Source organism: Nonomuraea sp. PA05 (assembly GCF_008086045.1).
Lineage (GTDB): Bacteria > Actinomycetota > Actinomycetes > Streptosporangiales > Streptosporangiaceae > Nonomuraea > Nonomuraea monospora.
Genome location: NZ_VSEY01000027.1, coordinates 47,190 through 65,840 on the forward strand (window position 1 = coordinate 47,190; position 18,651 = coordinate 65,840).

The 18,651-nt window shown below is 70.9% G+C and carries 18 protein-coding genes and 1 pseudogene; 9 read left to right on the forward strand and 10 right to left on the reverse strand.

The window, feature by feature from the left end; translation table 11 throughout:
* Positions 1-373: 373 nt before the first annotated feature.
* A pseudogene (locus FXF51_RS62975) lies at positions 374-997 on the reverse strand (PhoH family protein); the annotation flags it as partial.
* A gap of 187 nt (positions 998-1,184) precedes the next feature.
* Positions 1,185-1,529, reverse strand: a complete 345-nt coding sequence (locus FXF51_RS36380; RefSeq protein WP_148439254.1) for a histidine triad nucleotide-binding protein — start codon at positions 1,527-1,529, stop codon at positions 1,185-1,187.
* Positions 1,530-1,806: 277 nt separating this feature from the next.
* Here FXF51_RS36380 and FXF51_RS36385 point away from each other — a divergent pair, with 277 nt between their 5' ends.
* Positions 1,807-2,319, forward strand: a complete 513-nt coding sequence (locus tag FXF51_RS36385; protein WP_080047132.1) for a SigE family RNA polymerase sigma factor — start codon at positions 1,807-1,809, stop codon at positions 2,317-2,319.
* Positions 2,316-2,966 (forward strand): hypothetical protein, encoded by a 651-nt coding sequence (locus tag FXF51_RS36390; RefSeq protein WP_148439255.1) that lies wholly within the window; start codon positions 2,316-2,318, stop codon positions 2,964-2,966. Before FXF51_RS36385 ends, FXF51_RS36390 begins: the two co-directional genes overlap by 4 nt.
* Positions 2,967-2,997: 31 nt before the next feature.
* Here the strand turns inward: FXF51_RS36390 and FXF51_RS36395 are convergent, their stop codons facing one another.
* The 3 genes from FXF51_RS36395 to hrcA are packed head-to-tail and all read right to left on the reverse strand — an operon-like array spanning position 2,998 to position 5,881.
* The gene (locus FXF51_RS36395) at positions 2,998-3,723 is read right to left on the reverse strand and encodes a 16S rRNA (uracil(1498)-N(3))-methyltransferase (RefSeq protein ID WP_148439256.1); all 726 of its coding nucleotides are present in this window, start codon (positions 3,721-3,723) and stop codon (positions 2,998-3,000) included.
* Positions 3,720-4,859 carry a molecular chaperone DnaJ gene (dnaJ, locus tag FXF51_RS36400; protein ID WP_148439257.1) on the reverse strand — a complete coding sequence of 380 codons (1,140 nt, stop codon included), beginning with the start codon at positions 4,857-4,859 and terminating at the stop codon, positions 3,720-3,722. Before dnaJ ends, FXF51_RS36395 begins: the two co-directional genes overlap by 4 nt.
* Positions 4,860-4,870: 11 nt before the next feature.
* The gene (hrcA, locus tag FXF51_RS36405; protein WP_148439258.1) at positions 4,871-5,881 is read right to left on the reverse strand and encodes a heat-inducible transcriptional repressor HrcA; all 1,011 of its coding nucleotides are present in this window, start codon (positions 5,879-5,881) and stop codon (positions 4,871-4,873) included.
* Positions 5,882-6,310: 429 nt separating this feature from the next.
* On the opposite strand from hrcA, the gene FXF51_RS36410 reads away from it, so the two are divergent.
* Genes FXF51_RS36410 through FXF51_RS36420 form a run of 3 tightly spaced genes read left to right on the forward strand, consistent with a single transcriptional unit; the run spans position 6,311 to position 8,402 of the window.
* Positions 6,311-6,799, forward strand: coding sequence for a hypothetical protein (locus FXF51_RS36410; RefSeq protein WP_262380063.1), 489 nt, complete (start codon positions 6,311-6,313; stop codon positions 6,797-6,799).
* A 17-nt stretch (positions 6,800-6,816) separates the two neighbouring features.
* Positions 6,817-7,626 (forward strand): DUF3097 domain-containing protein, encoded by an 810-nt coding sequence (locus tag FXF51_RS36415; RefSeq protein WP_148439259.1) that lies wholly within the window; start codon positions 6,817-6,819, stop codon positions 7,624-7,626.
* A complete protein-coding gene (locus tag FXF51_RS36420; RefSeq protein ID WP_222871614.1) occupies positions 7,623-8,402 on the forward strand; it encodes a DUF4870 domain-containing protein in 780 nt (259 codons plus the stop codon). Before FXF51_RS36415 ends, FXF51_RS36420 begins: the two co-directional genes overlap by 4 nt.
* Here FXF51_RS36420 and hemW read toward each other — a convergent pair.
* Positions 8,399-9,619: a radical SAM family heme chaperone HemW gene (hemW, locus tag FXF51_RS36425; protein ID WP_148439260.1), complete on the reverse strand. Its 1,221-nt coding sequence runs from the start codon at positions 9,617-9,619 to the stop codon at positions 8,399-8,401. The genes FXF51_RS36420 and hemW overlap by 4 nt on opposite strands.
* A 52-nt stretch (positions 9,620-9,671) precedes the next feature.
* Here hemW and FXF51_RS36430 point away from each other — a divergent pair, with 52 nt between their 5' ends.
* Positions 9,672-10,898, forward strand: a complete 1,227-nt coding sequence (locus FXF51_RS36430) for a styrene monooxygenase/indole monooxygenase family protein (RefSeq protein WP_148439261.1) — start codon at positions 9,672-9,674, stop codon at positions 10,896-10,898.
* Between the two features lie 46 nt (positions 10,899-10,944).
* Complete coding sequence (locus FXF51_RS36435) at positions 10,945-12,192, forward strand: glycoside hydrolase family 18 protein (RefSeq protein WP_148439262.1); 1,248 nt, start codon at positions 10,945-10,947, stop codon at positions 12,190-12,192.
* A gap of 272 nt (positions 12,193-12,464) precedes the next feature.
* Here the strand turns inward: FXF51_RS36435 and FXF51_RS36440 are convergent, their stop codons facing one another.
* Together FXF51_RS36440 and FXF51_RS61180 are read right to left on the reverse strand one after the other, a co-directional pair.
* Positions 12,465-13,088, reverse strand: a complete 624-nt coding sequence (locus FXF51_RS36440; protein WP_148439263.1) for an MOSC domain-containing protein — start codon at positions 13,086-13,088, stop codon at positions 12,465-12,467.
* 511 nt (positions 13,089-13,599) lie between these two features.
* The gene (locus FXF51_RS61180; protein WP_187414764.1) at positions 13,600-13,911 is read right to left on the reverse strand and encodes a hypothetical protein; all 312 of its coding nucleotides are present in this window, start codon (positions 13,909-13,911) and stop codon (positions 13,600-13,602) included.
* 143 nt (positions 13,912-14,054) lie between these two features.
* On the opposite strand from FXF51_RS61180, the gene ccmA reads away from it, so the two are divergent.
* Both ccmA and FXF51_RS36455 read left to right on the forward strand, forming a co-directional pair.
* Positions 14,055-14,678 (forward strand): heme ABC exporter ATP-binding protein CcmA, encoded by a 624-nt coding sequence (gene ccmA / locus FXF51_RS36450; protein WP_148439264.1) that lies wholly within the window; start codon positions 14,055-14,057, stop codon positions 14,676-14,678.
* Complete coding sequence (locus FXF51_RS36455) at positions 14,675-16,231, forward strand: DUF6297 family protein (RefSeq protein WP_148439265.1); 1,557 nt, start codon at positions 14,675-14,677, stop codon at positions 16,229-16,231. Before ccmA ends, FXF51_RS36455 begins: the two co-directional genes overlap by 4 nt.
* Before the next feature lie 6 nt (positions 16,232-16,237).
* Here FXF51_RS36455 and FXF51_RS36460 read toward each other — a convergent pair whose 3' ends face one another.
* Both FXF51_RS36460 and lepA read right to left on the reverse strand, forming a co-directional pair.
* The gene (locus FXF51_RS36460; RefSeq protein ID WP_148439266.1) at positions 16,238-16,729 is read right to left on the reverse strand and encodes a GNAT family N-acetyltransferase; all 492 of its coding nucleotides are present in this window, start codon (positions 16,727-16,729) and stop codon (positions 16,238-16,240) included.
* Positions 16,730-16,767: 38 nt separating this feature from the next.
* Entirely contained in the window at positions 16,768-18,642 is a 1,875-nt protein-coding gene (gene lepA, locus FXF51_RS36465; protein ID WP_222871615.1) for a translation elongation factor 4, read from the reverse strand.
* Positions 18,643-18,651: the final 9 nt, after the last annotated feature.

Sequence of the window (18,651 nt, forward strand, 5' to 3'; positions counted from 1 at the left end):
GCCCGAGTGCGTACGCGTCCATGGGCACGCTCCGCTCGGAGAAGCAGACCGGTGCGGTGAGCATCGGCAGCTCCCACTTGCGGTAGTGAGCCGTCCGCAGGTCGCCGATCATCTCCTTGGTCTCCAGCACCCGCCACGGCTTGCCCCGATTGGCGTCGTCACGGGTGCGGACAGTCCAGAGATGATCTTCGGAGGCGAGCACCGAGGAACCATCCTGGCTGTAGAGGCGATAGATCTTCTTCTCACCCTGCGGATACACACCGAGCACAGGTGTCGGCTCACCGTTCGACCCGATGACAAGGTCACCGACCTCGAGCTCCCCGATGGAACGCCATCCGTCGGGTGTCAGCACACCGGTACCCACCGGTTGCGCTCTGCCCCGCATGTACGCGAGCGGCGCCACCTCGATCGTCCCCGCCGCCATGAGCTTCGGGATCGAGTCGGGGTCGACCATGTCGTGCAGCGCGTCGTACAGCGGCCGCAGGTAGGGGTCGATCTTCTCGTACAGGGTGCCGGGCAGGAAGCCGAGCCGCTCGCCCGCCTCGACCGCCGGGCGGGTCAGGATGATCCGGTTGACCCGCTTCTCCTGCAGCGCCCGTACGGCCTTGGCCATCGCGAGGTAGGTCTTGCCGGTGCCGGCGGGGCCGATGCCGAACACGACCGTGTGCTTGTCGATCGCGTCGACGTAGCGCTTCTGGTTGACGGTCTTGGGCCGGATCGTCCGGCCGCGCGAGGAGAGGATGTCGAGCGACAGCACCTCGGCGGGACGGTCGGAGGTCATGCGGAGCATGGCGATGCTGCGCTCGACCGCGTCGGGGGTGAGCTCGCCGCCGCTGCGCAGGACCTCGACGAGCTCCTCGAAGAGGCGCACCACGGTGCCGCTCTCGTCGGGGCTGCCGGTGACGGTGATCTCGTTGCCGCGCACGTGGATGTCGGCCTTGAAGGCGCCCTCGATGACACGCAGCAGCTCGTCGCGGGAGCCCAGGAGGCTGACCATCGGGTATTCGTCCGGTATCAGCACCTTCGCTTGAGTCCGCGAGGGAGGTGCCGTGCGTCGGGATTCGTGTAGTTCGGACATGGGCAGGCCAGCGGCCTGATGCCTCCCGGTCTCTTTCGCCAGTTGTTCTGTGCCCATCGTATCCGGGAGCAGGCCGATTGCTCTCGCCAATATCACCCGCGTCCGGTTAGCCGGGTGGCCAGGTGAGGTCATGCCCGCCGAGCACGTGCGCGTGCACGTGGAAGACGGTCTGCCCGGCGCCTGCCCCGGTGTTGAAGACGATGCGGTAGCCGCCCTCGGACACCCCTTCGGTGACGGCCACCTCGTGTGCGGTCTTCAGCACGTCGTCGGCGAGACCGTCGTCGGCCCGGGCGAGCGCGGCGGCGTCGGCGTGGTGCTCCTTCGGGATGACGAGCACGTGGGTGGGCGCCTGCGGGTTGATGTCGCGGAACGCCAGGGTCCGGCCGGTTTCGTAAACGATCTCGGCGGGAATCTCCTTGGCGACGATTTTGCAGAAGAGACAATCGCTCACTCGATCACCCTACAGACCCCCTGCCGTTAGCAAGTCCGTTGCGAATCGGTAATCAGCTGTGTCGTGCAAGGGAAGATCCACACAGTTAGGGTGAGTGTGCGACACTTCAGCTGAAAAGACGATTCAGGGTCGGGCGAGCGCCACCTGGCGAGGACACGACTGGGTAATGCACCCTAACGAACCGGGGAAACCTCAAGAACCGGAAGAGCGTAAACCCTCTGGGAAGGCCGCGCGTCCCACTGATGTGACCACCGAAACCCTTCTGGCCGACAGGTCGATGGGGGCGGTGCCGGTCGGGTGGGATGCCGACATGGCCGTTACCGCGCTGTACAGCGCGCACTTTCGGTCGTTGGTGCGTCTCGCTGTGTTGCTGGTGCGCGACATTGCAACAGCCGAGGAAGTCGTGCAGGATGCGTTCGTCGCCATCCATGGTGCCTGGCGTAGGCTGCGTGACCCCGACAAAGCACTTGCCTACCTGCGTCAATCTGTCGTCAACAGGTCCCGGTCCGTGCTGCGTCACCGCGCGGTCGTCGAGAAGTACGCCCCCAAGGGCTTGCCTGACGCCCCGAGCGCCGAGAACGGCGCGATCGGCGAGCTGGAACGCTCCGCCGTGATCGAGGCGTTACGCGCCCTGCCGACCCGACAGAGAGAAGCACTCGTTCTACGCTACTACGGTGACTTGTCCGAAGCTGAGATCGCCCACGCCATGGGCATCAGCAAGGGCGCGGTCAAGAGCCACACCGCACGTGGCATGGCCGCCCTGCGATCGGTCCTGGAGAAGATGTCATGACCCCGCCCCCCGACGAGTACGGCGATCTCCTGCGCCGTGCGCTCCGCGCGGAGGCGGACGCGGTCGTGCCCTCGCCGGAAGGGCTGGAGATCATCCGCGCCCGCATCGACCGGCGCGGCATCCGTAATCTGTTCTGGTGGCGCGCGGGCGCCGCCGGCGTCGGCGCGGTCCTGGTCGCCGGCGCGATCGTGATGGCGATTCCCAACCTGCGCTCTCAGATCATCGAGCAGACCTTCACCCCCGCGGGTGTGCAGTCCTCCGAGGTTCCGTCCAACTCCTCCACCACGCGCTCCCACCAGCCGCCGGCGAGGGAACCGGCTCCCCAGCAGTCTCAGCCGGTCATCGTGGTGCCCGAGACGTCGGCGCCGCCGACGCCCAAGCCCACCCGCAAGGCCGAGTCGACCAGCAGGCCCTCGCCCTCTCCCAGCCCGACGCCGACCGAGTGCCCCTCGCCGCTCGCCGAGCAGGCCGAGCCGCCCGCCGACTGCCCCGAGGCCTCGCCCTCCCCCACGCCCACCGCGGAGGAGACGACGACGGGGCAGCCTTCGGCATGTCCGCCTGAGGAGTGTCCCGCGCCCGACGAGCCGACGGAGACGCCCACCGAGCTGGCCAGCCCGCTGCTGGACACCTCCCAGACCACGCCCTAGCGGGCCGTGCCTACCCCCTGGCGGGCCGTGCCTACCAGCGTCCCGTGCGGCTGAGCAGCACCGCCGTCGCCGCGACCCCCGCCGTCGAGGTCCGCAGGACCGTCGGCCCGAGCAGCACCGGCGTCGCCTTGGCGGCGCTGAAGGCGGCCAGTTCCTCCTCCGAGACGCCGCCCTCCGGCCCCACGACCATCACGATGTCGCCGCCCGCGGGCAGCGGCACGCCGGACAGCGGCCCGTCCGCCTCCTCGTGCAGCACCAGCCCCAGCGCAGCCTCCGACAGGAGCCGTTCGACCTGCTTGGTGGAGGCCAGGTCGGTCACCTCGGGCAGGTGGAAGCGGCGGGCCTGCTTGCCCGCCTCGCGGGCGGTGGAGCGCCAGCGCCCCAGCGCCTTGGCGACCTTGTCGCCCTTCCACTGCGTGATGCTGCGCGCGGCGGACCAGGGGACGATGACGTCCACGCCCGCCTCGGTCATCATCTCGACCGCCAGCTCGCCCCTGTCGCCCTTGGGCAGCCCCTGGACGACGACGAGCCTGGGGCGGGGCGCCTCGACGTCGTAGCGGCGCAGCACGTCCAGGCGGAGTGCGTCCTTCAGCGTCTCGCGCACGACGCACTCGGCCACCGCGCCGGCGCCGTCGGTCAGGTCGACCCGCTCGCCGGGCCGCAGGCGGCGCACGGAGGCCGCGTGCCGCCCCTCCGGGCCGTCGAGGGTCAGCTCAGGGCCGTCGAGGCCCTGAGCCAGGAAGACCGGGACCGTCACCGGCCGTTGAAGGCGTCGCGCAGCCGGGAGAAGAAGCCCTGCTGGCCCGGCGCGAACTTGCCCGGCGGCCGCTCCTCGCCCCGCTGCTTGGCCAGCTCGCGCAGCAGGTCCTCCTGCGCGGTGTCGAGGCGCATCGGGGTCTCGACGTTGACGTGGATCAGCAGGTCGCCCCTGCCGGACTCGTTGAGCCGCTGCACGCCCCGGCCGTACATGGTGATGACCTGCCCGGACTGCGTGCCCGGGCGGACGTCCACCTCTTCCGCGCCGTCGAGCGTCTCGACGGTGAGGATGGTGCCGAGCGCGGCGGCCGTCATCGGGATCTGGACGGTGCAGTGGAGGTCGTCGCCGCGCCGTTCGAAGATCTCGTGGTTGCGCTCGACGATCTCCAGGAACAGGTCTCCGGGCGGGCCGCCGCCGGGGCCGACCTCGCCCTCGCCGGCGAGCTGGATGTGGGTGCCGTCCTCGACGCCCGCGGGGATGCGGACCTTGATCGTACGGCGGGTGCGTACGCGGCCGTCGCCGGAGCACTCCTGGCAGGGGTGGCGGATGATGGTGCCGAAGCCGCCGCACTGCGGGCACGGGCGCGAGGTCATGACCTGGCCCAGGAACGAGCGGGTGACCTGGGAGATCTCGCCGCGCCCGTTGCACATGTCGCAGGTGTCGGGGTGGGTGCCCGGCGCGGCGCCGGCCCCGTGACACACCTCGCAGAGCACGGCCGTGTCGACGACCAGCTCGCGGGTGGTGCCGAACGCGGTCTCGCGCAGGTCCAGCTCCACCCGGATGGTGGCGTTGCGGCCCCTCCTGGCACGCGAGCGCGGCCCCCTGGTGCCGGTCGCGGTGCCGAAGAAGGCGTCCATGATGTCGCTGAACGGGAAGCCCGCGCCGAAGCCGCCGGCGCCGGCCGCCGCTCCCGCGCCGCCGAAGGGGTCGCCACCCAGGTCGTACATCTGGCGCTTGTTCGGATCGGACAGCACCTCGTAGGCCTGCGTGATCTCCTTGAAGCGCTCCTGGGTCTCAGGATCGGGGTTCACGTCAGGGTGCAGCTCGCGGGCGAGTCGGCGGTAGGCCTTCTTGATCTCATCCTGACTTGCGTCACGGCGCACCCCGAGGGTGGCGTAGTAGTCGCTGTTTGCCACTTATCGACCTCTTATGATGCAGCCAGGATCTGGCTGACGTAGCGTGCCACCGCGCGTACGGCGCCCATCGTCACGGGATAGTCCATCCTGGTGGGCCCCAGCACACCGAGCCGGGCCAGTTGGTTGTCGCCAGAACCGTATCCGGTCGCGACGACGGATGTCCCCCGCAGGTACGGGTTTTCCGCGCCGATGCGCACGGTGAGCGCGGACGGGGTATCGGAAGTCTCGCCGAGCAGCCGGATGAGCACGACCTGCTCCTCCAGCGCCTCCAGGACATCGCGCAGGCCGGTCGTGAAGTCGGCGCCGGCGAGGTTGGCCGCGCCGGCGAACACGAACTTCTCGTCATGCCGCTCGACCAGCGTCTCCAGCAGCACCGACAGGATCGTCGCCGCGGCGGGCCGGTCTTCCGGGGACAGCCGCTCGGGCAGGTCGGCGACCAGCTCGGGGACGCTGGCCAGGCCGCAGCCGTCGAGGCAGGCGTTGAGCACGGCGCGCAGGTGCGCGATCCGCGTGTCCTCGATCGCCTCGGGCAGCTCGACCACGCGCTGCTCGACGCGGCCGGTGTTGGTGATGAGCACGAACATGACCCGCCGGTCGTTCAGCGGGACCAGCTCGACGTGCCTGACGGTCGAACGCGTCAGCGCCGGGTACTGCACGACCGCCACCTGCCTGGTGAGCTGCGCGAGCAGCCGGACCGTGCGGGTCACCACGTCGTCGAGGTCGACCGCGCCGGCCAGGAACGTCTCGATCGCCCTGCGCTCGGCTCCGGACAGCGGCTTGACCTGCGAGAGCCGATCGACGAACAGGCGGTAGCCCTTGTCCGTCGGGACGCGGCCCGCGCTGGTGTGCGGCTGGGTGATGTAGCCCTCCTCCTCCAGCGCGGCCATGTCGTTCCTGACCGTGGCCGGGGAGACCTTCAGGTTGTGGCGCTCGGCGAGTGCCTTGGAGCCCACCGGTTCGTTGGTGGACACGTAGTCTTCGACAATGGCGCGGAGCACCGCCAGCTTCCTATCGTCGAGCACGTGCTCACCTCCTGCCTCTGTCCATATCAGGAACGCGAGGTCTAGCACTCTGTGTTCCCGAGTGCCAAGTGTACGGCTCTCGCCCACAAGGTGCGATAACACCGGGTCCCTCATCCTGCTTCTAGCTTCTTCGAAGCGACAGGCCTCACACTTGCCGATATGACCGACGATTCCCGGCCACCGTCGTACGGCCCGCCGCCCGGGCAGGGTCCCTACCCCGGTCCGCCGCGACCTCCGCAGTACGGCCCGCAGCCGGGGTCCCAGCCACCGCCTCCGCCGCCCTGGCAGGCGCCATCACCGCAGTACGGCGACGCCACCCAATTCGGCCCACCACCTCAGTACGGACAATACGGCCTTCAACCACGAATCAACCCCAAAGATATAAAGCCAAGTTTCTGGTGGATCGCGGCGGTCTGGGGTGTTTTCCTGGTGTGCGGGATCGCCGGGGTGCTCCTGTTCGCGGGCGGCGTGGTGAGCAGCGTGACGGACCTCGCCCCGACCAGGACGTTCGCGTCAGGGGAAAGCGTCACGGTGTCGGTCGACCCGGCCCAGAAGCCGGGCGTGTACATCGCGAGTGACACTCAGGTCACCTACAACTGCTCCATCAGCGGGCAGGCCAAGCTGGCGAAGACCACCGGATCCCAGAAGGTGACGGCCGGCGGCGCCGAGTGGGAGCAGTTCCTCGTCATCAACGCGCCCGCCAAGGGCGACTACCAGCTCACCTGCACCAACCAGGAACAGGCCGCCGTACGGTACGGCGTCGGCCGCGACGCCTTCTCCGCCGTCGGCGGGATCACCGGCGGGCTGGCCGCCCTGTTCCTGATCCCCGGAGCGGGGCTGCTCATCGCGATCGGCGGCACCATCACCGTCCTGGTCCGGCGCAGCGCCGCGCGCAAGCGCCTTGCGGTCAGCGGGTGATTTGCTACGGTCCCCGTGTGTACGAGGGCGATGTACTGGCGGGAAATTGGCGGCGGCCGGGCAAGGGAAAGATCCCGGAAGTGCCCGCCGAGCAGGACCTCGTCGTGGAGGACGCCGACAGCGGCTTCTGCGGCGCCGTGGTGGCCTGCGACAAGGAGGCCGTCACCCTGGAGGACCGGTTCGGCAAGCGCCGCCTGTTCCCGCTCGCTCCCGCCGCCTTCCTGCTGGACGGCAAACCCGTGACCCTGGTACGCCCGACGGCGGCGGCCCCGGCCGGGCCCAGGCGCAGCGCGTCCGGCTCCATCGCCGTGGAGGGCCTGCGGGCCAGGGTCGCCAGGCAGAGCCGGATCTACGTGGAGGGCGTGCACGACGCCGCCCTCGTGGAGAAGATCTGGGGCCACGACCTGCGGGTCGAAGGGGTCGTGGTCGAGTACCTGGAAGGCGTGGACGACCTGCCCGCCATCGTCGAGGAGTTCGGCCCCGAGCCGGGGCGGCGGCTGGGCGTGCTCGTCGACCACCTGGTGCCCGGCTCCAAGGAGAGCAGGATCGCCGCCGAGATCACCTCGCCGGACGTGCTCGTGGTGGGGCACCCGTTCATCGACATCTGGCAGGCGGTCAAGCCGTCCGTGCTGCGCATCCCCGCCTGGCCCGACGTGCCGCGGGGGGTGCCGTGGAAGGAAGGCGTCATCGCCGCGCTGGGCTGGCGGATGGAGCCGGCCGAGGCGTGGCGGCGGATTCTCGGCGCCGTCTCTGCCTTTACCGACCTGGAGCCGGAGCTGCTCGGCCGGGTCGAGGAACTGATCGACTTCGTTACGGAGGCACCATGAGCCAGGACCCGTCCCCGCCGCCGGCCGATGACGACGCCACGCGCAGGGTCACCCCGGAGGACCTCCCACCGGCTCAGGGCTCCGGCCCGCAGTACCCGGATCACGACCGGCAACCCGGCTCCCAGCCGGGCTACGGCTCCCAGCCGGGGTACGGCTCTCAGCCGGGGTACGGCCAGCAACCCGGCTCTCAGCCTGGCTACGGCCAGCAACCCAGTCATGGCGCCCAGACCCCCTACGGGCAGCAGCCCGGCTCCGCGCCGAGCTACGGCCAGCCCGGGAGCTACCCGCCGCCGCCTCCCGGGGGTTACCCTCCACCCGGCGGCTACGGCCGGCCCGGCGCGTACCCGCCGCCTCCGCCCCCGCCCGGCGGCTACCCACCCCCGAACCAGCCCCCCGGCTACGGTTACGCCCAAGGCCGCGGCGAACCGTACATCCCCGGCAGGTTCGGCCCCCGTCCCGGCACCGACGACACCACGATGGCCATGCTGTCCCACCTCCTGGGCCTGCTGGTCTCCTGGATCGGCCCGCTGATCATCTACCTGATGAAGAAGGACGAGTCCCCCTATGTCAGGGACCAGTCGGCGGAGGCGCTCAACTTCCAGATCACGATGTTCATCGGCTACCTCATCTCGGGCATCCTGACGGTCGTGTTCATCGGCATAGCGCTGCTGCCGATCATCTGGATCCTGTCGCTGATCTTCCACATCCAGGCGGCGATGGCCGCGCAGAAGGGCGAGCCCTACCGGTACCCGCTCTCCATCCGGATGATCACCTAGACGAGCAGGTCGCGGATGAGCGCGTCCGCCAGCAACCGCCCCTGCAGCGTCAGCACCAGCAGCCCGCGCTTGAACGCCTCCGGCTCCAGCAGCCCCCGGGCCAGCGCGCCGGCGACGGCGGTGCGGGCGCCGGGCGCGACGTCGGCCAGCGGGTAGCCGGAGTCGAGCCGCAGCTCCAGCATCAGCCGCTCGGCGTCGCGGTCGTCCTGGGCGAGCACCTCGCGGGCGTGGGCGGGCGACGCTCCGGCGGCCAGCCGCTGGGCGTAGGCGGCGGGGTGCTTGACGTTCCACCAGCGGGTGCCGCCGACGTGGCTGTGGGCGCCGGGGCCTGCCGCCCACCAGTCGCCGCCCGTCCAGTAGAGCAGGTTGTGGCGGCAGCGGGCCTCGTCGGAGACGGCCCAGTTGGACACCTCGTACCAGCGGAACCCGGCCTCCGCCAGCATCTCGTCGGCGATCAGGTAGCGGTCGGCGGCCACGTCGTCGTCGGGCATGGGCAGCTCGCCGCGCCGGATCCTGGCCGCCAGCCTGGTGCCCTCCTCGACGATCAGCGAGTACGCCGACACGTGGTCGGGCCCGGCCTCGATCGCCGCGCCCAGGGAGGCTCGCCAGTCGTCGTCGGTCTCGCCCGGCGTGCTGTAGATCAGGTCCAGGTTGACGTGCTCGAACCCCGCCTGCCTGGCCTCGCGGACGGCCGCGGCGGCCCGGCCGGGCGTGTGCCGCCGGTCGAGCACCCGCAGCACATGCTCGCGGGCGCTCTGCATGCCGAAGCTGACCCTGTTGAACCCGCCGTGACGCAGTTTCTCCAGGTAGGAGGGGTCGACGGACTCGGGGTTGGCCTCCGTGGTGACCTCGGCACCCGGCCGCAGCCCGAACTCGGAGTCGATCGCGGCCAGGATCCTGGCCAGGTCCTCCGGCGGCAGCAGGGTGGGCGTGCCGCCGCCGAAGAACACCGTCTCCACCGGCAGGTCGGTCTCGCCCAGGACGCGGCGCGCGAGGCGCACCTCCTCGACGACCGTGTCGGCGTAATCTCGGTGAGAGGCGCCGGGCCCCAGCTCGGCGGCGGTGTAGGTGTTGAAGTCGCAGTAACCGCAGCGCGTCACGCAGAACGGCACGTGCACGTAGAAGCCGAACGGGCGCTCGCCGAGGCCGCGCAGGGCGCCGGCGGGCAGCTCGCCCGAGGTGGGCGCGGGGTCGCCGTCAGGCAGGGTGGATGGCACGCCTTCCAGTTTGCCCGCCTCCCAGGAGTGCTCCAATCCAGGAGGGAAACGCATGGCAGGTATCGGGATCGTCGGAGCGGGCATCTCGGGGCTCACCCTCGCGCTGCGGCTGCAGCAGCTCGGCGTCGAGGCGACGCTGTACTGCGAGGGCGACGCGGAGACCTTACGCAAGGGGCGGCTGCCCAACACAGTGGGCCGGTCAGGTCACACCCTGGACAGGGAGCGGGCGCTGGGCTCCGCGCACTACCGCGATCCGGGCGCAATGATGCTCAATGCCATGCTCTCGCTCAAGGGTGACCCGCCGCTGGAGTTCACGGGGACCTTCGGGAAGGCGTACAACGCGGCCGACTTCCGGCTGCTGATCCCCGCGTTCATGGACGACTTCGCCGAGCGCGGCGGCACGATCGTCGTCTCCGGCACCGCCCCGGACGCCGAGCAGGTGGACCGCTGGTCGCGGCGGCACGAGCTGATGGTGGTGGCGGCGGGGCGGCGCTCGGTGGCCGAGCTGTTCCCGCGCGATCCCGGGCTGTCCCCGTACGACAGGCCGCAGCGCCTGCTGGCCGCCGGGCTCTTCCACGGCTTCCGCCCCAGCGACGTCTTCTCCTTCAACATCGCCGGCGGCGTGGGTGAGATCTTCCGCGCGCCGATCGTCTCGCGCGAGGGGGTGGTCTCCGGCATCATCGTCGAGGCGGTCCCCGGGGGCCCGTTGGAGCCGATCACCCGGCTGCCCTGGGACGAGGTGGCGGCCGCGCTGCTTCCGCTGCTCCGCGAGCACACGCCGCGGCTGGCCGAGCAAGTGGAGCCGGAGGCGTTCGAGCTGCTGGGGCCGACGGATCTGTTGCAGGGGGCGATCACGCCCACGGTGCGGCGGCCGGTGGCGGAGCTGCCGAGCGGGCGGATGGCGCTGGCCGTCGGCGACGCCTACGTCACCAACGACCCGCTCACCGGCCAGGGCGCGAACCTGGGCTCCCGGTGCGCCTGGATCGTGGCCGAGGCGATCGCCGGCGGCGGGCCGTACGACGCCGCCTTCTGCCGGACCGCGGCGGCGCGCATGTGGGAGGTGGGCGGGCCGGTCACGCACTGGACGAACATGTTCCTGCAGCCACCGGCCGAGCACGTCATGCGGCTGATGCTGGCGGCCGGGACCAGGCAGGACGTCGCCGACGTGATGGTGGGGCTGTTCGCCGATCCCGTGTACGCGTGGTCGCTGCTGTCGAGCCCGGAGGCGGTGGCGCGGATCGTTGACGGGGACGGGCGGCCGCTCTACGATCGCGTCTAACTTATAGGAAAGTTTCCTATATAAGTGCGCGTCCCGGGAGCCGCTCGTGAAGAAGAAGATCCTGATCGCACTGTCGCTCTTACTCGGCCTCACCGCGTTCTCCGTACCGGCTGAGGCCCGCACCGGCTTCAAGCGGGTCGCGTACTTCATCCAGTGGGGCGTCTACGGCCGCGATTACCACGTCAAGGACGTCGACGTCACGGGCGCCGCGGCCAAGCTCACCCACCTCAACTACGCGTTCGGGTTCGTCAACGCCCAGGGCGGCTGCTACTCCTCCGACCCGTGGGCCGACTGGCAGCGGCCCGTACCGGCCGAGCAGAGCGTGGACGGGGTCGCGGACGCGCCAGGACAGGCCCTCAACGGCAACCTCAACCAGCTCCGCAAGCTCAAGGCCAAGCACCCTGGGCTGAAGGTGATGATCTCGCTGGGCGGCTGGACCGGCTCCGCGCACTTCTCCGACGCCGTCCTCACCCCCGAGTCCCGCGCCGCGCTCGCCGGCTCCTGCATCGACCTGTGGCTGCGCGGCAACCTGCCGGGCCTGGAGCCGGGCGCCGGCGCGGGCGTCTTCGACGGCATCGACCTCGACTGGGAGTGGCCGGGCTCCGCCGGCGCCGAAGGCAACGTCATCCGTCCCGAGGACAAGCGCAACTTCACGCTCTTCGTGGCCGAGCTCCGCTCCCAACTGCGCGCCTACTCCTCCTCCGCCCAGCTCAGCGCCTTCCTGCCGGCCGCCGCCGCCAAGATCGACGCCGGCTTCGAGGTACGGGACGTCTTCCGCCAGCTCGACTTCGCCACCATCCAGGGGTACGACCTGCACGGCACCTGGGAGCCGCAGACCGGGCACAACGGCAACCTCTTCACCGACCGCCGCGACCCGAACCCGGTCCGCTACAGCGTGGACCAGACCGTGCGCGACTACCTCTCCCGCGGCGCGCCCGCCCGCAAGATCGTCGTCGGCGTGCCCGCCTACGGTCAGGGGTGGACCGGTGTGACCGGCGGCGGGGACGGCCTCTACAAGCCCGCCACCGGGCCCGCGCCCGGGAAGTGGGCCCCCGGTAACGAGGACTACAAGGACCTGGTGTCCAAGCCGGGGAAGCGGTATCGGGATCTGCGTAGTGGGGCCATGTGGTTGTACGACGGGAACGAGTTCTGGTCGTACGACGATCCGGCCGTGCTGGTGCAGAAGGCGGCCTATATCCGGCTCAAGGGGCTTGGCGGGTCGATGATGTGGTCCATCGATCAGGATGATGCCAAGGCTTCGCTCACTTCGGCGCTGTACTCGGTGTTGCGCTGATTGGACCGGCCGGGCGCGGCGCTTCCTACCCGCCCGCCCGGCCATCCACCTCCATGCGGAGCGCCTGATGATGTGCGGGCTGGCCGTGGAGGCCGCGGTGGTGTGCGGCGGCTCGCGGCGAGGTCGGTGTGTGAGTCAGTAGGCGGTGACCCCGGTGCTCGAGTGGTAGGCGGCGACGCCCGTGCTCGAGTGGTAGCCGGTGATTCCGGTGCATGAGTGGTAGGGCGCTGACGCTGGTGTGTGAGTGGTCGGCGCTTGCCGCCGCGGTGCCCTCAGGCGAAGGCCCGTTCGGCCATCTCATCCCATCGGGCGTCATGTCCAGGCACGTCCAGGATGCGCCGCAACGCGTCCCTGTCCCCGTGGCGGGCCAGGAACCAGTCCAGCACACTCACCCCGGCATCCGGCCGCGAGACGATCTCCACCTCGTCCCCCGCCCCGAGCTCACCCAGCTCGACCACCCGCAGGTAAGCCCCCGGCCGCCCCGCCTCCGTGAACCGCTTGAGCCAGCCCGGTTCGTCCATCCAGTTGCGGAACACCACACATGGCGTCCTCGGCCGCGTCACCTCCAGCAGCGCGCTGCCCACCCGCCACCGCTCCCCGACCAGGGCGCCGTTGAGGTCGATGCCCGAAGTGGTCAGGTTCTCGCCGAACCGCCCGTCGCGCAGCTCCCTCCCGATCTCCCGCTCCCACCAGTCGTAGTCCTCCCTGGCGTAGGAGTAGACGGCCTGATCCGGCGAGCCGTGGTGCTTCTGGTCGGCCCGCTCGTCGCCGGCCAGCCCGTTCTCCAGCACCGCGACCCGGCGCGGGAGCGCCCGCTTGTCGATCGCCGTCCGCCCGAGGCTGCCCGCCCATTCGGCGTCGCTCGACATGCCCACGTTCACGGAGAGAATGCGCATGATGGGGACGGTAATCGAAGCGTCCCGTCCCAGGCGAACCGATATTCGCCCGGCCCCCGCGCTCCGCCGTCTCCCATCCAGGCGCAACCTGGTGCAAACGCAGGCCACCGCCCAAAGCGCTCCCCCGAGCCCCAACCGCGGGCATGGGGGATGGGGCGCCAGGACGCACGCTGGGACGGCGCAGGACCAGCTCCCAGCGCAGGCCCACGTACCGGCGCAGGGGCCGCCCCAAGGCGCGAGCATGAACCGCCGGAACGCGCCGCTCAGGCGGGCGCAAGCGCAGGACCAGGCGTCGGCTCAGGCCGCGCCTAGGCGCTCGCCGCGCTCACGGCTCGACCCGGCTCACACGCTCAGCCCGGCCCAGGCAATCGACCTGGCCCACGCGCTCCCCAACCCAGCCGCTCGCCCGGCCCACGCGTTCACAGCCCAGCCGCTCGCCCGGTTCAAGCGCCCCGCATCGACAACCTCTTCGCCAGGGCACACCTCCAATACCTAGCTCAGGCCGTCACCATCACCCATCCTCACGGCCGGGCACGCCCCGGTTGAGCTGCGACTCCTCATCGAAGCCCGCAAGCTGTAACAACGTCTCCAACGCCGCCTGCCGCATCTCCTCGACGGAGCTCCCGCGCTCGCCGAAACACTCGGCCGCCACGTCGAGCAGCGTCGCCACGACCGCCGCGTCGGGGTAGGGCACGTCCACCAGGACCGTGCCGTCGGCGCCCTCCTCCCGGTCCTCCAAGTGGCGGCTCAGCAACCGCCGGGTCTCCTCAGCCACAGCCACCCCCAGCACCGCGGCACGCTCGAATCGCTCAGAAGCAATCACGTCACCCTCCAGTCGCACAGGTGTTCGGTTATAGAAGGTAGACGGTGGCACCGACAGAATCCCTTGCGCTGTAGGGGTTGCGGCTTCGCGGAGGTCGAATCCGCGGGTGCGCGGTTCCGGGCGGTGGTGGATACGCTCGAACGGTGTACGACTCGATCGTCAGCGTTGACGCCCTCACCGTGGAGCTCGGCGGCAACCCCGTGCTCCGCGACCTGGACCTGACCGTGTCCCCGGGTGAGATCGTGGCCGTGGTTGGGCCGAACGGCTCGGGCAAGTCCACCCTGTTGCGATGCCTGGCCGGGCTGCAGGCCGCCACCTCGGGCGAGGTTCGCGTGTTCGGGGAGCCGCCGGCCGACGACACCGGGTTCTGGGGTCGCGTCGCGTTGCTGGGCGACGAGCCCGCCTGGTATCCGGGGCTCACGGCGCGCGAGCATCTGGAGTTGATGGGCGCCGTGCACGCCCAGGCCCGGATGACCGTGGACACGGCGCTGGGGCTGTTCGCGCTGGAGGAGCGGGCCGACGCGCCGCCGCTGAACCTGTCCACCGGGCAGCGGCAGCGGCTGTCCCTGGCCGCCACGCTGCTGCGGCCGAGCACGCTGCTCCTGCTCGACGAGCCGGAGCGCGGCCTGGACAAGGACTTCCGCGCCGACCTGGCCGACCTGCTGGACGAGTACGCGGACGAGGGCGGCACCGTCGTGATGGCCACCCACGACCAGGGCCTGGCCACCATCGGCCGCCAGGTCGCCCCGTCCGGGGTGATCGCATGACCGGGTCACCGGGGTCCGATGTCCAGGCCGTACGGGCGTATCTGCGGTCGCGCGGCCGCGCCCCCGCCGGCCTGATGGACCGCTACGTCTCCGTCTTCTCCCTGCTCCTGTTCATCGCCGTAGCAGGCAAGCCCCTGTCGGACGTGCTCGCCGGCCTGGCCGTGCCCGGCGAGCCCGCGCGCATGGGAGCCGGGGTGGCGTTGCTCGCACTCGCCCTCGCCGGGTCGCTGGCCGCGGCCCGCAACGCGGGGCCGGTGCTGCTGTCCGGGGCCGACGCCTCCTGGCTGCTGCTCTCCCCGCTGAACAGGCGGCACGTGCTGGGCCGTACGGCGCGGCTGCTGTTCGGCATCGCGGCGGTGGCCGGCGTGGTGCTCGGGGTGGGCCTGCTGGCCGTGCTGGGCGCGCCGGACCAGCTCGTGTGGCGGGTACTGGGCGCGCTGGTCGTGGGTGTGTCGGCGGCGGTGGGCGGGATGGCGCTGGCCGTGCTGGGGCAGGCGTCCTCGTCGTGGCGGCTGTGGCTGAGCGGCGCGATCGCCGTGTTGCTGGTGCTGGCGGTGGTGGCGGTGACCGGTCAGCTCCGCACGGTGCTGGCCATCGCGGCGGCTGCCCCGCTGAGCGCTCTCGCCGCCGCCGTGTCCGGCGCCGCTGTGGTGTCCGGCCTGCTGGTACGGCAGGCGTGGGTGTCGCTCGAACGCATCCCCACCCGTACGCTCGTGGCCTCCTCGACCAGGGCCGGGCACGTGGCGGGGGCGGCCGTGTCGCTCGATCCCGGCGCGCTCACCTGGATCGCCGAGGACAACCACTGGCGGGCCAGGAAGCTCGCCTCCCGGCGCTGGCCGTCGCTGCCCGCGCCGTTCGCGCTGGCCTGGCAGGACTGGCGGCGGCTGGTCCGCAGGCGGGGACGGCTGGTTGGGGTGGCGGCGACTGCCGCGCTGCCCGCGGTGCTGGCGCAGGCCGGAGGGTCTCCGGTGGCCCTGGGGGTGGCCGTGCTCGGGGGCGCGCTGGCGGTGGCGTCGATCGGCACGTCCGGGGCGCGCCGGGACGCCGACAACCCGGCCCTGGCCCGGCTGATCGGGGTCGGCCACCGGCAGGCGCTGGCGGCCCGCGCGGTGCTGCCCGGGCTCCTGGCGGGGACGTGGGCGGCGCTGGCACTCACCGGCCTCGCCTTGGGTCCGGGCCTCACCTTGGGGCCGGGCCTCGCCTTGGGGCCGGGCCTCGCCTTGGGGCCGGCCCTCGGCGGTGGGGCGTGGTGGTCGTTCGGGCCGCTGGCCGCGCCCGCGCTCGCCGCCGCGGCCCTGCGGATGGCCAGGCGCGCCCCCGTGGACCACTCCATGCCGGTCATCGACACGCCGCAGGGCGCGATCCCCACCGGTCCGCTCTTCTGGGCGGCCACCGGACCAGATCTGGCCCTGGTCGGCTGCCTCCCGGCCGCCGCCGCGCTGGTCTTCCAGCCGACGGCCCTGGCCCCGTTCCTGGTGGCACAGGGGGTGGTGAGCGCGGTGGTGCTGACGGGGTTCGTGTGGCGGGCGCGTTCCGGCGGGATGAGGAAGTGACAGGGGTCAGGCCACGTACACGTCGCTCGGCACGCCTCCGTACGGAATGGTCCGGTCCTTGTGCATGCCCGCCCGTTCCGCCACCCGGTGCGACGGCAGATTCACGTCCCTGATCACGGCCACCACGGTGCCCAGCCCCTTGCCCACCCGCAGCGCGGCCCGGGCGAGCTCGACGGCGTAGCCGTGCCCCCACGCCGACGGCCGGAAGCGGTAGTACAGGTTCAGCACCTCGGCCCCGTCCACGACGGCGTGCCGCAGCCCGCCGAAGCCGAGGACGCGCGGATCCTGCGGCAGGCGGGCGGCCCAGTAGCCGAGCCCCCGCTCGTCCCAGTCGGCCAGCCAGAGGTCGAGCATGGCGCGGCTGGACTCCAGCTCGGTGACGGGCCCGCCGGGGTGGTGGACGCTGGTGCGCGGGTCGGAGTGGATCTCGTGGACGGCGTCCAGATCGTCCGAAGTCACACGAGATAGCACGAGGCGCGCCGTCTGTACCACTTCCATGCTTTCAGGGTATTCAGGCGCCCCCGCCGCGAAAAGCGCTACTTCTTGGTCTTGTCGGCGGCGCTGGAGTCGGTGGACAGCGCGGCGACGAAGGCCTCCTGCGGCACCTCGACCCGGCCGACCATCTTCATCCGCTTCTTGCCTTCCTTCTGCTTCTCCAGCAGCTTCCGCTTACGGGAGATGTCACCGCCGTAGCACTTGGCCAGGACGTCCTTGCGGATGGCGCGGATGTTCTCGCGGGCGATGACCCTGGCGCCGATGGCGGCCTGGATCGGCACCTCGAACTGCTGCCTGGGGATCAGCTCGCGCAGCTTCTTGGCCATGTCGACGCCGTAGCCGTAGGCCTTGTCCTTGTGCACGATGGCGCTGAAGGCGTCGACCGCCTCGCCCTGCAGCAGGATGTCGACCTTGACCAGGTCGGCCTCCTGCTCGCCCGCCGGCTCGTAGTCGAGCGAGGCGTAGCCGCGGGTGCGCGACTTGAGCTGGTCGAAGAAGTCGAAGATGATCTCGCCGAGCGGCAGCGTGTAGCGGATCTCGACGCGGTCCTCCGACAGGTAGTCCATGCCGAGGAGCTGGCCGCGCCGCCCCTGGCAGATCTCCATGATGGCGCCGATGAACTCGGCGGGCGCCAGGATCGTGGACTTGGTGACCGGCTCGAAGACCTGCGCGATCTTGCCGCCGGTGGGGAACTCGGACGGGTTGGTGACGGTCAGCTCCTTGCCGTCCTCCATGATCACGCGGTAGACCACGTTCGGCGCGGTGGAGATCAGCGACAGCCCGAACTCGCGCTCCAGCCGCTCGCGCACGATCTCCATGTGCAGCAGGCCGAGGAAGCCGACGCGGAAGCCGAACCCGAGCGCCGCCGACGTCTCCGGCTCGTAGACCAGCGCGGCGTCGTTGAGCTGCAGCTTGTCGAGCGCCTCGCGCAGCTCGGGGTACTCGTCGCCGTCGATCGGGTAGAGCCCCGAGAACACCATGGGCTTCGGGTGCTCATAACCGGCCAGCATCTCCCGCGCGCCCTTGGCCGCCGAGGTGACCGTGTCACCCACCCGCGACTGGCGCACGTCCTTCACGCCGGTGATGAGGTAGCCCACCTCGCCGACGCCGAGGCCCAGGTCGGAAGTCTTCGGCTCGGGCGAGATGACGCCGATCTCCAGCGTCTCGTGGGTGGCGTTGGTGGACATCATGAGGATGCGCTCACGCTTGCCGAGGTGGCCGTCGACGACCCGGACGTAGGTGACCACGCCGCGGTAGGTGTCGTAGACGGAGTCGAAGATCAGCGCGCGGGCGGCGGCGTCGGCCTGGCCCACGGGGCCCGGGATCGTCTGCACGACGTGGTCGAGCAGCTCGCGCACGCCCTCGCCGGTCTTGCCGGACACCTTGAGCACGTCGGAGGGGTCGCAGCCGATCAGGCCCGCCAGCTCCTCGGCGAACTTCTCCGGCTGCGCCGCCGGCAGGTCGATCTTGTTGAGCACGGGGATGATGTGCAGGTCGGCGTTCATGGCCAGGTAGAGGTTGGCCAGCGTCTGCGCCTCGATGCCCTGGGCCGCGTCGACCAGCAGGATCGCGCCCTCACACGCCTGCAGCGACCGGGACACCTCGTAGGTGAAGTCGACGTGCCCGGGGGTGTCGATCATGTTGAGCACGTGGCCGTCCCACGGCAGCCGCACGGCCTGGGACTTGATCGTGATGCCCCGCTCCCGCTCGATGTCCATCCTGTCGAGGTACTGAGCGCGCATGGAGCGGTCGTCGACCACGCCGGTGATCTGCAGCATCCGGTCGGCAAGGGTCGACTTGCCATGGTCGATGTGCGCGATGATGCAGAAGTTGCGGATCAACGCGGGGTCGGTCTGGCCAGGCTGAGTGCGCACCGAAGTCCGTTTCGACAGGGTTGAGGACAAGCAGTCTTCCATGGTGACATG

What these genes read in the sequence shown, in the direction of transcription:
- FXF51_RS36420 (WP_222871614.1), top strand. Translation starts at nt 7,623, where the DNA reads ATGAGCCAGGACCCGTCCCCGCCGCCGGCCGATGACGACGCCACGCGC.
- FXF51_RS36455 (WP_148439265.1), top strand. Translation starts at nt 14,675, where the DNA reads ATGACCGGGTCACCGGGGTCCGATGTCCAGGCCGTACGGGCGTATCTG.
- FXF51_RS36385 (WP_080047132.1), top strand. Translation starts at nt 1,807, where the DNA reads ATGGGGGCGGTGCCGGTCGGGTGGGATGCCGACATGGCCGTTACCGCG.
- lepA (WP_222871615.1), bottom strand. Translation starts at nt 18,642, where the DNA reads ATGGAAGACTGCTTGTCCTCAACCCTGTCGAAACGGACTTCGGTGCGC.
- FXF51_RS36440 (WP_148439263.1), bottom strand. Translation starts at nt 13,088, where the DNA reads ATGCGCATTCTCTCCGTGAACGTGGGCATGTCGAGCGACGCCGAATGG.
- FXF51_RS36390 (WP_148439255.1), top strand. Translation starts at nt 2,316, where the DNA reads ATGACCCCGCCCCCCGACGAGTACGGCGATCTCCTGCGCCGTGCGCTC.
- FXF51_RS36460 (WP_148439266.1), bottom strand. Translation starts at nt 16,729, where the DNA reads ATGGAAGTGGTACAGACGGCGCGCCTCGTGCTATCTCGTGTGACTTCG.
- FXF51_RS36430 (WP_148439261.1), top strand. Translation starts at nt 9,672, where the DNA reads ATGGCAGGTATCGGGATCGTCGGAGCGGGCATCTCGGGGCTCACCCTC.